Genomic DNA, 15,282 nt, shown 5'->3' with positions numbered 1-15,282 from the left:
TTGTATGTGCTCGATGCGCGCTTGCAGCCGGTGCCGATCGGTGTTCCGGGTGAGTTGTATCTTGCGGGTGCGCAGCTTGCCCGTGGGTATTTCGCCCGGCCTGATCTGACGGCGGAGCGGTTTGTGGCGTCGCCGTGGGGTGACGGCGAAAGGTTGTACCGCACGGGTGATCTGGTGGCGTGGACGAGTGACGGTGAGCTCGAGTATTTGGGTCGTACCGACTTCCAGGTCAAGGTTCGTGGTTTCCGGATCGAACTCGGTGAGATCGAGTCGGCGCTGCGGCGGATGGACGACATTCGTGACGTGGCTGTGGTTGCTCGTGAGAGTGAGCGTGTGGGTACCCGTGTGGTTGCGTATCTGGTTCCTCGGCCGGGTATCGATCTCGATACCGGGGAGGTTGCATTCGCGCTGGGTCGGAGTGTGCCGGCGTATATGGTGCCGTCGGCTTTTGTGGTGCTCGAGGGGTTGCCTCTCAATGCTAATGGCAAGTTGGATCGTAGGGCGTTGCCGGATCCGGTGTTCGAGGCGACAGCGTTCCGGGCGCCTGGGTCCAGGATCGAACAGGTCATCGCGGACGTGTTCGCCGAAGTTCTGGATGTCGACAAGATCGGCGCGACCGACGATTTCTTCGCGCTCGGTGGGGACAGCATCGTCTCGATCCAATTGGTGTCGCGGGCAAAGGCCCGAGGTGTGCACTTCACGCCGCGAGACGTGTTCGGCCGTCGTTCGGTTGCGGGCCTCGCCGAAGTGGCCACGTGGGAAGAGAGCACCGGGCCCGCGTCGCTCGACGAGTTGCCGGGCGGTGGAATCGGCGAGGTTCCGCTCACGCCGGGTATGCGCGAAGTGCTGAGCCGGCCGGGTGGCTTCGACCACGCCGCACAGACCGTCGCCGTGGAGATCCCGTCGGATATCGACCGGAATGCACTCGAGCGCGCGATCGGCGTCGTGGTGGATCACCACGATGCACTGCGTTCGGCCCTCGAAGGTGGCGCCGAGGGTGGACCGATGCTGCGCGTGCGCAGTGCAGGCACCGTCGATCCGGCGCAACTGCTCGCCAGGGTCGAGGCTCCAGCCGATACCGACGATGCCCGGATCGCCGAGATCGCACGACCACACCTCGACTCCGCTCTCAGGGCCCTCGATCCGTACGCCGGGTCGATGCTGCGTCTCGTCTGGCTCGATTTCGGCCCGGGCGAGCGAAAGGGAATCCTGCTCCTTGTCGCACACCGTCTGGTGGTCGACGACGGTTCGTGGCGCATCATCCTTCACGACCTCGGTCTGGCATGGGAGCAGATCGCCGCGGGACAGGAACCGCGACTTCCCGCCGTCGGCACGTCACTGCGCCGGTGGGCGCACGGCGTTCTCGAAGTCGCACCCGAACACAGATCCGAGTTGTCCTGGTGGGAGCGCGCATTGGACGGACCGGACCCCGAAATGGGGATGAGACCGTTCGATCCGGCCGTCGATACGACTTCGACGGTGCAACGGCTGGAGGTGTCCGTTCCTGCCGCCGACACCGACGCGCTGCTGACCTCGGTGCCGGCGCTGTTCAATGGCGCGGTCACCGACGGCCTGATGACGGCCCTCGGTTTGGCATTGGTGCGCTGGCGCCGCGATCGTGGTGTGGAGTCGTCGTCCGCGCTGGTCCGGCTCGAGGCCGACGGACGTGCGGACACCGCGGTGGCCGGCGCCGACCTGCAACGAACCGTGGGTTGCTTCACCGCTGCGTATCCGGTGCGAGTCGAACTTGCCGGTGTGGATATCGACGAGGCGTTCGCGGGTGGGCCGGCCATGGGTGCGGCGATGAAGGCAGTCAAGGAGCAGTTGCGGGCCGTTCCTGCCGGCGGGACCGGCTTCGGCGTGTTGCGGCATCTCGATCCAGAGGCACGGGATCGCCTGGCATCGGTTGAGCGGTCGCCGCAGGTGCGTTTCAGCTACCTGGACCGGCGGTCGCGCCCGGACGCAGGGCAGGGCGCGACCGAGTCCGTCTGGACACCGACAGGTGCCCTCGGCGAACTGGAAGTGCATCTGTCCACCGCGATTCCGGCCGACGTCAGCGTCGATATCGAGGCTGTGATCTCGGACGGCTCCGATGGCACGCGCCTCGATACGACGATCGCGTTCCCAGCCGGGTTGTTCGACCGTGACGATCTCGACGAACTGTCGCAGCATTGGCTGGAAGCGCTCGATGCGCTTGCACGGCAGGGGTCTTCGCCCGGTGCCGGTGGGCTGACACCGTCGGATCTCCCTCTCGTCGACCTCGACCAGAGCGATATCGAGATCTGGGAGCAGCGATACCCGTCGCTCACGGACGTGTGGTCGCTGTCGCCGTTGCAATCAGGTTTGCTCTTCCACGCTTCGATGACGGCCGACGAACGCACCGATGTCTATACGATGCAGGCGGTCCTCGATCTCGGCGGCGACGTCGATCCCGATCGTCTGCGACGCGCGGGACAAGCCCTGCTCGACAGACACAGGAATCTGCGGGCCGTGTTCGTCACCGACGAGGCAGGCCGATCGCTGCAACTCGTTCTCGACGAGGTCGAGTTGCCTTGGCAGGTCATCGAAGCGAGCGATCTCTCCGGCCGTGCCGGTGAGAGTGGGGTGCCGGCGCTGCTGGCCGAGGAACAGGCTCGGCGTTTCGACATGGAGCGTGCGCCTCTCATTCGGTTCCTCCTCGTGAAGTCGCACGAGGACAGCTATCACCTGGCCGTCACCGCCCACCACATCCTTCTGGACGGCTGGTCGATGCCGTTGCTCATGCAGGACCTCATGGCCCTGTACGTGCTGCGCGGCAACCGTGCGGCCCTGCCACCCACGCGTTCCTACGCGGACTTCCTCGCGTGGCTCGAGCAGCAGGACCATGCCGCGTCGCTGGAGAGGTGGGCCGAGGCGATGGGCGGCATCTCGGAACCGACGATTGTCGCTCCGGTCCAGCGGGACGCGGACAACGACACGATGTCGAAGATGTCGGTCCTCGTCGACACCGACCGAACAGCGCGGCTGACCGCGCTCGCCACCGAAAGCGGCGTCACGGTCAACACACTCGTCCAGGCTGCGTGGGGCGTTCTACTGGGCAGGATCACAGGGCGCTCCGACGTCGTGTTCGGTGCGACCGTCTCGGGTCGCCCCGCAGACCTGCCGGGCGTGGAGACGATGGTGGGCCTGTTCATCAACACACTGCCCGTGCGGGTCCGGATCCACCCGGACGAACCCGTAGTGCAGATGCTGCGCCGCGTGCAATCGGAACAAGCCGACCTGCTGGATCACCACTACGTCGGGCTGTCGGAGATCGAGCAGCGGATCGGGACTCCGATCGGGTTCGATTCGTTGCTGGTGTTCGAGTCGTATCCGATCGACAGGGAGGCGTTGACCGACGCGGCCGGATCCCTCGACGGTATGACGATCACCGACGTGGTCCTCGACGATGCCACGCACTACCCGATCACCCTGATGGCCGTTGCGGATCGACAACTCGAGCTGACGTTCAAGTACCTGGAGAGGTTCTTCGACGAGGCAGGGATCGGACGGATCTCGGAACAACTCGTGCGTGTGCTGGATTCGTTCGTGTCCGAGCCGGAAGGAGTTGTCGGCGACATCGACCTGGTCGATGCGGACGAACGCGCACGTCTTGTCGCCGAGTCCGGACCGTCCGCAGGCGCCGTCGACACCGGAGCGCGGACACTCGCCACGGTCCTGGCGGAGGTGGTCGAAGAGGATCCGTCGGCCCCCGCGCTCGCGGTGCCGGCAGATCCGTCGGTCGGAGGCGAGGGCACAGAAATCCCGTATCGGGAACTCGACGCGCGCTCGTCGCGTCTCGCCAGGTTCCTCATCGCCCGCGGAGTCGGCACCGGCGACGTGGTCGCGGTCGCGATGCCTCGATCGGTGCAGTCGGTGGTCGCTGCGTGGGCGGTCGTCAAGACCGGCGCTGCCCTTGCCATGATCGACCCCGGCGGAGAGATGCCGCGCCAGTCGGAGGGAACCGTGGTGACCCTCACTGTTACCGGCGTTTCCTCGCCCGATGGTGAACGGATCGTCGTCGACGATCCGGGTGTGCGCGACGAACTGGCCGCTCTGCCGTCGGATCCCGTGACGTACAGCGACAGAATAAGGCCGGTCGGTGCGAACGACCCCGCAGTCGTCACAGCATCGAAGACGTTCACCAACGAGGAACTGATCGACCGTATCGGGTCGCTGCGTGAGAAGTACGGGCTGACGTACGAGTCCAGAAGCGCCGTTGTGGGCAGTGTCGACATCGAGGTCGTGGCACTCGAACCCCTGGTCGTGACCGCGACAGGCGCTGTGGTCGTAGTCGTACCCGCGGACGCCACATCGGGTCCGGGCCTCGACGGGGTGCTGTACGGCCAGTGGGTGACGCACGTCCATCTGCCGGGCGCGTCGCTGGGCACGTTGGAACCGGGGACACTCGAGGATCTCGCAGCCGTCGTCGTGCTCGACGACGTATCCGGGGTACCGCTGGAGGAGTGGGCTGCCGCGCATCGCGTGTACCAGCTTCCCGACCTGGGCTGATTCCGGTGGGGCCGATTCGTCCTCGGCCCCACCAGTGGCCCGGATCCGGGCCGGCCGGGGGCACTGCGGGTAACGTCAGGGCCTGCGCCGGGGATGACCAGGAAGATTACTTTCGAGTAGAGTCGCCCGTTTCGGGGCGGCGAAGTGCTTGTTCGATTACGGGCGCGACCACTGAATTATCTGAAGCGAAGGGTGTGGGCTTTTCATGTCACGACACGACGGCAGTTCGAACGAGGCCACCCCGGTGAACGCATCTCGATCGGCACGTCCGGAGTCCCGCGACGAGGCAGTCCCCCGTACCGGCGCGCACAACCAGCGACCCCAGCGGGCACCGCGCGCCGAGCGTGCACCGCGGCCTGCGCGCGGAAACCGCGCGCAGGGTCGGCGGGGTGTGTTGTTGCCGCAGCTGCTCGTGTCGGCGGTGGAATCGCGCGGAGATGCGGTGGCGGTGGTCGCGCCCGAGGGCTCGTTGTCGTATCGCGAGCTGGACGAGGTGTCGTCGCAGTGGGCGCGGTGGCTGATCGGCCGGGGTGTGGGGCCGGGGGATGCGGTGGTCGTAGCGGTGCCGCGTTCGTTGCTGTCGGTGGTGGTGTTGTGGGCGGTGGCGAAGTCGGGGGCGACTTTCGTGCCCGTGGATCCGGGTTATCCGGCTGAGCGCGTGCACTTCATGGTGTCCGACTCCGGCGCGGTGTTGTGTCTGTCGGCGGGGTCGTCGGTGCCGACAGTGTCGTCGGTGGCGGGGTCGGTGCCGGTGGTCGCTGTCGACGACGTGTCGGTGGTCGCGCAGGTGCAGGAGTTGTCGCCTCGGCCGGTGTCGTACGCGGATCGGGTGCGCTCGCTGGAGGCGTCGGATGCGGCGTGGATGATCTACACCTCGGGTTCGACTGGCCGGCCGAAGGGCGTGGTGGTATCGCATTCGGGTGTCGGTGGAGTGATTTCGGCTGAGCGTGAGCATTTCGGGGTCGAGTCGTCGTCTCGGGTGTTGCATGTGTGTTCGCCGAGTTTCGATGTGTCGTTGCTCGAGCTGGGTGTGGCTTTCTCGGCGGGTGCGACCGTCGTGGTGGCGCCCGCCGGTGTCGGTGGTGGAGGCGAGCTGGCGGACGTGATTGTGGCGCAGTCGGTGTCACATGTGCTGATGACGCCGGGTGCGTTGGGATCGATGGATCCCGCCGGTATGGATTCGTTGCGTGTGGTGGTGGTTGCCGGCGAGTCGTTCGCGCCGGAGTTGGTGCGGCGGTGGGCGGTCGAGGGTCGCCGATTCTTCAATGCATATGGACCGACGGAGACGACGATCCTGGCGAGCTCGGGGGAGTTGGTGCCGGGTGCGCCGGTGACGATCGGGTCGGCGATCGCGGGGGTGGGGTGTTTTGTCCTCGACGAGCGTCTGCGTCCGGTTCCCGAGGGTGTGGTCGGCGAGTTGTATGTGGCGGGGGCGCAGGTGGCGCGGGGTTATCACGGGCGAGAGGCGCTGACCGCGGCGCGGTTCGTGGCCGATCCGTTCGGTGCGGGTGGGCGCATGTACCGGACCGGGGATTTGGTGCGCCGCGACGCCGACGGAGTGTTGGAGTATGTGGGGCGCAGCGATTTCCAGGTGAAGATTCGGGGATTCCGGGTCGAGTTGGGCGAGATCGATGCGGTGTTGTCGTCGTTGCCCGAGGTGGGGTTTGCGGTAACGGTGGGGGCATCGTTGCCGTCGGGCGAGTCGGCGTTGGTGGCATATGTGGTGCCGGCGCCGGGGGCCGCGCTCGAGGGTGATCGGGTGCGCGCGGCTGCGGCGGAGGTGTTGCCGGCATTCATGGTCCCGTCGTTGGTGGTGGTTCTCGATGCGGTGCCGTTGACGGCGGTGGGGAAGGTGGACCGGGCGGCGTTGCCGGAACCGGTGTTCGAGGTGCGGGAGTACCGGGCGCCGCGGACGCCGACCGAGGAATTGGTGGCGTCGGAGGTGGCGCAGGTGCTGGGTCTCGAGCGGGTCGGATTGGACGACTCGTTCGTGGATCTGGGTGGCAATTCTCTGGCAGCTACGCGGTTGGTGGCACGGTTGTCGGCGCGGGTGGGGCGTCGGGTGGCGGTGCCGGTAGTGTTCGAGACGTCGTCCGTGGAGGAGCTGGCGGCGCGGGTGTCGGAGGCCGGTGGGGGACCGGGTGTGGTGCTGTCGGCGCGGGAACGTCCGGGCCGGGTGCCGTTGTCGTTGGCGCAGCAGCGGATGTGGTTCCTCAACCGGTTGGATCCGGTGTCGGCGGTCAACAATATTCCGGTGGCGATCAGGTTGTCGGGCTCGTTGGATGTCGACGCGTTGCAGGCCGCGGTGTCGGATGTGGTGGCGCGGCACGAGTCGTTGCGGACGGTGTATCCGGAGGTCGATGGGGTCGGCTTCCAGGAGATCCTGTCCCCATTGGAGGCCGTGGTCGAGGTTCGTCCGGAAACTGTTGCGGCCGAGGAGGTCCCGGCACGTGTCGCGGAGGTTGTGACTACCGGTTTCGATGTGACGCAGCAGGTTCCGATCCGGGTGCGGTTGTTGCGGGTCGCGCCGGACGAGCACATTCTGGTTGTGGTGGTTCATCATATTTCCGGCGACGGGTTCTCGATGGGGCCGTTGACCCGGGATGTGGTCACGGCGTATGCGGCGCGGGCTGCGGGCGCGGTCCCGGGGTGGTCGGTTTTGGAAGTCCAGTATGCGGATTACACGTTGTGGCAGCGTGAGGTTCTCGGTGACGAGTCGGATCCGGAGTCGCTGCTTGCGCGGCAAACCGAGTTCTGGCGCAGTGCTTTGGCGGATCTGCCGGAGGAGTCGACGTTGCCGGGGGATCGGCCTCGTCCGGTGGTGTCGAGTTACCGGGGCGCCTCGCATGGGTTCGTGATCGATGGTCGTGTTCGTGCGAGCATCACCGATCTTGCCCGACGCAGTGGCGCAACCGAATTCATGGTCGTCCATGCTGCTCTGGCGGTGTTGCTGTCGCGGTTGGGTGCGAGTTCCGATGTTGCGATCGGCACCCCGATTGCGGGTCGTGGTGAGGCTGCGCTCGATGATCTGGTGGGTATGTTCGTCAATACGTTGGTGTTGCGGACGTCGGTTGATGGTGGGGTGTCGTTCGGGGAGTTCCTCGATGAGGTCCGCCGGGCGGATCTCGATGCGTTCGCCCATGCCGATGTGCCGTTCGAGCGGTTGGTGGAGGTGCTCGATCCTGCGCGTTCGCAGGCGCGTCATCCGCTGTTCCAGGTGATGCTGACTTTCCAGAATATGGCGGACGCGCATCTCGAGCTGCCCGGTCTGAGTGTCTCGGGTGTGGACTTCGATGCGCAGATCGCCAAGTTCGATCTGCAGTTGACGTTGTCGGAGGGGTTCGCGGAGGACGGTTCGCCGGACGGCTTCCGCGCGGAGTTCACCTATGCCACCGAGCTGTTCGATGCTTCGACGGTGGAGACGTTCGCGGATCGGTTCGTGCGGATCCTCGAGGCGGTGGTGTCTGATCCGGCGCTGCGGGTCGGCGATATCGATTTGCTGGGCGCCGATGAGCGTATTGCGGTGCTCGAGCGGTGGAACGATACGTCGCATCCGGTGCCGGAGTCGACGTTGCTGGACCGGTTCGATGCGCAGGTCCTTTCGAATCCCGACGCGATTGCGGTGGTGTTCGAAGACGAGTCGTTGACGTATGCGCAGTTCGATGCGCGGGTCAATCGGCTTGCGCGGTATCTGATCTCGCGGGGTGTGGGTCCGGAGACGACGGTGGGGCTGGCGGTGCGCCGGTCGTTGGATCTGCTGGTGGGGATGTATGCGATCGTGCGGGCGGGCGGCGCCTATGTGCCGATCGATCCGGATCAGCCTGCCGAGCGTAATGGTTTCATTGTGGAGTCGGTGTCGCCGGTGTTGGTGGTGTCGACGACGCGGGACGGGTTCGAGCTTCCCGAGTCCGAGTTCGGGTCCGGGTCGGTTCCGGTGGTGTCGATCGACACTCTGGATCTTTCGGGCGTTGCGGCCGGTCCGGTGTCGGATGCGGAGCGGATTTCGCCGTTGCGGCCGTCGAATACGGCGTATGTGATTTTCACGTCGGGGTCGACGGGCCGGCCGAAGGGTGTGGCGGTTTCGCATTATTCGGTGGTCAATCAGGTGTCGTGGTTGGTAGCCGAGTACGGGCTGTCGCCGGAAGATGTGGTGTTGCAGAAGACGCCGTTTACGTTCGATGTGTCGGTGTGGGAGTTGTTCGGCGGGTTGGCAGCGGGTGCGCGTGTGGTGATCGCGAGCACCGACGGACATCGGGATCCGGCGTATCTTGCTCGCGTGATCCATCGGGAGCGGATCACTGCGACGTCGTTCGTGCCGTCGATGCTTGCGGTGTTCGCTGCTGTCGCCACGCGCGAGGAGTGCGCGTCGTTGCGTGTGGTTCTTGTTGCGGGTGAAGCGTTCCCTGCGGCTTTGGCCGATCAATGCGCTGCCCTCGGGCTACCTCAGCTCCATAACCTCTACGGCCCGACCGAAGCGACAGTGCATGTCACGGCGTCGCCGGTCGACGGAGTCGGCACCGGTGCCGTCCCGATCGGGACACCTGTATGGAACACCGGGACCTACGTGCTGGACCAGCGACTCGTACCGGTACCGGTCGGAGTCGTGGGAGAGCTGTACCTCTCGGGTGCGCAGATCGCGAGGGGATACTTCGGGCGTACAGGAATGACGGCGGAGCGGTTCGTGGCGTCGCCGTTCGCTGCGGGTGAGCGCCTCTACCGCACCGGTGATCTTGTCCGGTGGAACAGTGACGGCGAACTGGAGTACATCGGTCGTACCGACTTCCAGGTGAAGTTGCGGGGTCTGCGGATCGAGCTCGGTGAGATCGAGGCGGCGCTGGCAGCGCACGAATCGATCACCCAGGCTGCGGTCGTGGTGTCGACCGCCGGTCTCGGGGACCAGCTCGTGGGATATGTGGTGCCCGTCGCGGGGGCCACGGTGGATCGTGACGAGTTGGCCGAGTTCGTCTCGGGGCTGTTGCCGGCGTACATGGTGCCGTCGGTGTTTGTGGTGCTCGACGAGTTCCCGTTGGGTTCGTCGGGCAAGCTGGACCGTAAGGCGTTGCCTTCCCCTGTCTTCGGAGATCGCGAATCCCGCGATCCCGCAACCGAATCCGAGATCGCGATCGCGAAGGTATGGGGCGAGGTCCTCGGAATCGATCGAGTCGGTGCGGAGGATTCGTTCTTCGCGCTCGGTGGCAACTCTCTGGTCGCTACCCGGGTGATCGCCCGAGTCAACGAGGCCCTCGGTTCTTCACTGGCGATCCGTGAATTGTTCGAGGAGCCCACCGTCGCCGGCCTCGCAGCGCGTATCGACGCGGGTCCCGTCGCATCCGGGAGGCCGGAACTCGTGGCGAGAACCCGCCCCGAACGGATTCCGCTGTCCCTTCCTCAGCAGCGAATATGGGTGCTGAACCAGCTCGACCCCACGTCCGGCTCCTACAACATCCCGCTCGGCATCCGGTTGCGTGGCGAACTCGATGTCGCGGGCCTGGGTGCGGCGGTGCGTGATGTCGTCGAACGTCACGAGGCACTGCGCACCGTGTACCCGCACGACGAACACGGCCCTCGGCAGCAGATCGTTCCGGCCACCACGGTGGAGGACCTGACGGTGGTGACCGCAGCCTCGGAGCAAGAGGCATTCGAGACCGTGGCGGAGGTCGCCGGGCGCGGATTCGACGTCACCACCGAGGTGCCTGTTCGAGGTCTTCTCGTAACGCTCGGTCCGGACGACCACGTGCTCGTGCTTGTCGTGCACCATATTTCGGCAGACGGTGCGTCGCTGCCTGCGCTGGCCCGCGACCTCATGGGCGCATACATCGCCAGGGCGGCAGGAACGGCCCCGGCCTTGCCTCCGCTCGAGGTGCAGTACGCCGACTTCGCGCTCTGGCAACAGGAGGTACTGGGCGACGCCGACGATCCCGACTCGCCCGCCGGGGTTCAACTGGCCTACTGGCGTGAGAGGCTCGCGGGCATACCGGATCTGCTCGACCTGCCCACCGATCGTCCGCGTCCCGCCCAGGCGAGCGGCCGGGGTGCAACCACGACGATCGAGGTGTCGGCGCAGACCCATGCCCGTCTCGACTCACTCGCCGGGTCGCGCCGGGCATCCCTGTTCATGGTGGTGCACGCCGCTCTCGCCGTCCTCCTCTCCCGGCTGAGCAACTCCCGCGATGTGGTCGTCGGTACCGCGGTGGCGGGCCGTGGCGCCCGAGCACTGGACGACGTGGTCGGCATGTTCGTCAACACGCTCGCGCTGCGCACGGACGTCGATCCGGCCACGGCCTTCGAGTCGCTGCTCGACGCAGTGCGATCCGGTGACCTCGAAGCGTTCACGCACGCGGACATTCCGTTCGAGCGTGTCGTCGACGAATTAGGGATCGCTCGGTCGTCCGCTCGTCATCCCGCGTTCCAGACCGTCCTGTCGTTCCAGAACCTCGAGCAGGCACGGATGGAACTGCCCGGTCTGACGGTCGACACGATCGGCACAGGGGAACTCGCGGCCAAGTTCGACCTGCAGGTCACCGTCGAACCTCACGACACCCCGGAGGGAACGCCGGCAGGCATGTCGGTAGCACTGACCTACGCGACCGATCTGTTCGACGAGGGCACCGTGGATGCGTTCGCCCGTCGTTTCGTGGCTCTCTTGGACAAGGTGGCTGCGGATCCCGCGGCGATCGTCGGAGACATCGAACTCCGCACGGAGGACGAGATCACAGCGGTGACAGGCAGCGCTCCGCGTCAGGACACCACGACGGTGCAGGACGCCGACGTCACCATCGCGCAGGAGTTGCGCGTCGCCGTCGAGTCCGATCCCGATGCGCCGGCAGTGGTGGTGGGCGACGTCGAGTCGACCTACGGCGAGGTCGAACAACGCTCGTCGCAGTGGGCTCGCTACCTGATCGCCCTCGGAGCCGGCCCGGGGGAGACGGTCTGCGTCGATCTGCCTGTAGGCATCGACTTGGTGATCGCTGCGTGGGCAGTGGTCAAGTCGGGTGCGGCACTGGCAGTCGGGTCGTCGGAGGCTGCCCGCTGGGTACTGACGACCACCGACCGCGACGTTCACGGCTCCGGCCGACGACTGGCTATGGACGCATCGGACCTGGTCTCGGAGGTGTCCGGCCTCTCGGCGCGGACGATTGCCTACACCGAGCGGACCGCCGTACCGAGTCTCGGGGATGCGGGGATCCGCTTCCCGGACACCGCGCTCTCCCAGGGAAGGGCGGTCGCGCTCCTCCGCAACGGTATCGTCGGCAAGGAGTTGACCTACGACGCAAGGATTCTCGTTGCCGGTCCGGACGCGAATCGGTGGGTGCTCCATGCCGTACTTGCTGCCGCCCTCGCGGGTGCCGTAGTGGTGATGGCGGACAACGCGTCCGATGTCGCCCATCTCGCGGAGGAAGAGTGGGTGACCCACGCGTTCGTGCCCCGCGATGCGGTGGATGCCCTGGCAACGTGCGCCGACCTCGAGACGGTGTTCGTGACCGACGGCGAAGACGTGAGCGCGCCGTCCGATGCGGCGTGGGTTCTCAGCCCGTCCAGAGATCCCTGGGCCACGGGTCGGTGAGGGACGCCATGGGAGCCGGGGCCGGCGGTCACTCGGGAGGACATGATTTGCACCCTGAACAGGAAGAACGCCAAATTTCCTTGTGTTGCGGGGGCTCTCGCGAGGTCATCCCAACGGGTGCGACCCACCAGTAGCCGTAACATGACCCCCGGCCCACGATGCTCTATTGGGCAGCTGACGACTGTCCGGTAACCAACGGGCGGCGACGGCCGAAACGGAGATATGAGGGAAGCGAGACCAGTGGTGAGTGAAGCCTCGCGCAAGGCCGGCATGCAGCAAGGGGACGGCGTCGCACGGGAAAACGTCGGCGAACCCGAGAGTGGGCGGCCGCCAGTGTCCGAACGTGGACGGGAGCGTCGACGTCCCGCACGTCGGCGGGGTTCGCGCGCGATACTTCTGCCGCAGTTGCTTGGGACCGCGGTGGAACGTAACCCTTCTGCTCCCGCGGTGATGTTCGAGGATCGCTCGTGGACGTACGCGGAAATCGACGCCGACTCTTCGCGCCTCGCGCGAGCGTTGATCGACCGTGGACTCGGCCCCGAAGACATTGTCGCAATCTCGCTGGCCCGGTCGTTCGAGTCCGTGCTGGCCATCTGGGCGGTGGCGAAGACCGGTGCGGCCTTCGTTCCGGTAGATCCGAACTACCCTCCCGATCGCGTCGCGTACATGCTCGCGGATTCGGGTGCGGCGATCGGGCTTACGCTCGCGGCGACGGTGTCGTCGCTGCCGGACACCGTGGAGTGGCTCGCGCTCGACGACCCGCAATCGAGGGCCGAAGTGGAAGCGCTGTCGCCCGCTCCGGTGTCCTTCGACGAGCGCGTGAGTGTCCTGCGACCCGAGAACCCGGCGTACGTCATCTACACCTCGGGGTCCACGGGCCGCCCGAAGGGCGTTCCGGTGACGCACAGCGGTCTGTCCGACCTGGTACAAGAGATGGTGGACCGCTTCGGGGCCACTGCATCCTCCCGCACCCTTCACGTCGCCTCGCCCAGCTTCGACGCGTCGGTGCTCGAATGGCTGATGGCGATTTCCGTGAGTGCTGCCATGGTCGTCGCCCCGCCCGATGCGTTCGCCGGCGCCGAACTGACCGAGCTTCTTCGTCGTCACCGGGTGACCCACGCGCTGATTACGCCCGCGGTGTTGGCGTCGCTCGATTCCGAGGGACTCGACGGACTCGAAATGGTGGTGTCGGGCGGCGAGGCGTGCCCGCCGGATGTGGTGGAGCGGTGGGCACCGGGACGGCGGTTCCTCAACGCCTACGGGCCGACCGAAGCGACGATCATGACGCATTGCAGCGGTGCTCTCGAGCCGGGGGGGCCGGTGACCATCGGTACACCGGTGCGAAATCTGGGTGCGTACGTACTCGACAGCCGCCTGAATCCGGTCGCGCCCGGCGTTGCGGGTGAGCTGTATGTGTCGGGTCCCGCTCTTGCTCGTGGTTATCGGGGCAGACCGGGTCTGACAGCCGAACGTTTCGTTGCGGGTCCCGACGGAACGAGGCTCTACCGCACCGGTGATCTCGTCCGTGCGCCGCGTAGTGGCGACGACGAACTGATCTACCTGGGGCGCAACGATTTCCAAATCAAAATCCGCGGCCTTCGGGTCGAACTCGGTGAAATCGATGCCGCGCTTGCGACCTCCGATGGAGTCGATTTCGCGATCACTGTGGGCCGCGAGACGCCGGCGGGTGAGATGCGACTGGTGTCGTATGTGCATTCCGCGGGAGGTGTCGAGATCGATGCCGGAGAGATATCCGCAACGGTGTCGGAAAAACTTCCGGCGCACATGGTTCCGTCGGCGATCGTCGTGTTGGATGATGTGCCGTTGACGCCGTCGGGCAAAATCGATCGTGCGGCGTTGCCTGAGCCGGAGTCGGTTTCGGTGCAGTTTCGTCCACCCGCAACTGCGCTCGAGGTTGCCGTGGCGGAAGAGTTCGGCGCACTCCTCGGTGTCGAGTGCATCGGGCTCGATGACGACTTGTTCGCACTGGGTGGCAATTCACTCGTGGCGACCCGACTCGCCGCGCGCCTCGGTGAACGCCTCGGCACCCGCGTACCCGCGCGCCTGCTGTTCGAGCACTCCACGGTGGGAGAACTCGCGGCCCTGATCGAACCCCTCGCGGTAGGGAACGAGACCCCTCTCGTCGCGCAAACCCGTCCCGAGCTGGTGCCGTTGTCGCTGGCGCAGCAACGGATGTGGTTCCTCAACCGGTTGAATCCGGGGTCGGCGGCGAACAACATCCCGGTGGCGATCAGATTGTCGGGCTCGCTGGATGTCGACGCTTTGCAGGCGGCGGTGTCGGATGTGGTCGCGCGGCACGAGTCGTTGCGGACGGTGTATCCGGAGGTCGACGGGGTCGGTTTCCAGAAGGTGCTCGGTGCCGGCGATGCGGTCGTGGAGGTACGGGTCGAGGACGTGAGTGCCGACGATGCACCGGGGCGGGTCGTTGAGGCTGTGACTACCGGTTTCGATGTGACGCTCCAGGTTCCGGTGCGGGTGCGGTTGTTGCGGGTCGCGCCGCAGGAGCATCTGCTGGTGGTAGTGATTCATCATATTTCCGGTGACGGGTTCTCGATGGGGCCGTTGACCCGGGATGTGGTCACTGCGTATGCGGCGCGGGCCGCGGGCGCGGCCCCAGGGTGGTCGGCGCTCGAGGTACAGTACGCGGATTACTCGTTGTGGCAGCGTGAGGTACTCGGCGACGAGTCGGACCCGGAGTCGTTGGCAGCCAAGCAGATCGCGTTCTGGAAACAGTCTTTGGACGGCCTTCCCGATCAGCTGGACCTTCCGACCGACCGGCCACGGCCGGCGGAACAGTCCTTTGCCGGCGACGACGTCGAGTTCGACATCGACGCAGATCTGCATCGTAAGCTGGTCGAGCTCGCACGAGCGCGGAACTCGACGTTGTTCATGGCGGTGCATGCGGCTTTCGCTGTGTTGCTCGCGCGTTTGTCGGGTACCGAGGACATCACGGTCGGCACGCCGATTGCGGGTAGGGGACGTCGCGAGCTCGACGATCTGATCGGCATGTTCGTCAACACTTTGGTTCTGCGTTCCCACGTGGATGTGAGCGGTTCGTTCGATGCTCTGCTCGAGCAGACACGCGAGCGGGATCTCCAGGCGTTCGCGCATGCCGACGTTCCGTTCGAGCGTCTCGTCGAGGTACTCAACCCTGAACGGTCCACCGC

3 protein-coding genes are annotated in these 15,282 nt (G+C 66.1%); all 3 read left to right on the top strand.

Annotated features, from left to right (window positions below; translation table 11 throughout):
• The first annotated feature begins 30 nt into the window (after window positions 1-30).
• A complete protein-coding gene (locus tag ACFWBU_RS20505) occupies window positions 31-4,530 on the top strand; it encodes a condensation domain-containing protein (RefSeq protein WP_378529098.1) in 4,500 nt (1,499 codons plus the stop codon).
• Window positions 4,531-4,735: 205 nt separating this feature from the next.
• Window positions 4,736-12,094, top strand: coding sequence for an amino acid adenylation domain-containing protein (locus ACFWBU_RS20500; RefSeq protein WP_378529097.1), 7,359 nt, complete (start codon window positions 4,736-4,738; stop codon window positions 12,092-12,094).
• Between the two features lie 420 nt (window positions 12,095-12,514).
• Window positions 12,515-15,282, top strand: a 2,768-nt coding sequence (locus ACFWBU_RS20495) for an amino acid adenylation domain-containing protein (RefSeq protein WP_378529096.1), incomplete at its 3' end; no start/stop codon positions are given.

The sequence above is a fragment of the Rhodococcus sp. NPDC060084 genome (assembly GCF_042730335.1).
In the GTDB taxonomy this organism is placed as follows: domain Bacteria; phylum Actinomycetota; class Actinomycetes; order Mycobacteriales; family Mycobacteriaceae; genus Rhodococcus.
This window is presented reverse-complemented; position numbering and strand designations above follow the sequence as displayed.

Bases quoted from the DNA above. Each gene is read 5' to 3' on its own strand.
- ACFWBU_RS20500 (WP_378529097.1), top strand. From the start codon at position 4,736: ATGTCACGACACGACGGCAGTTCGAACGAGGCCACCCCGGTGAACGCA.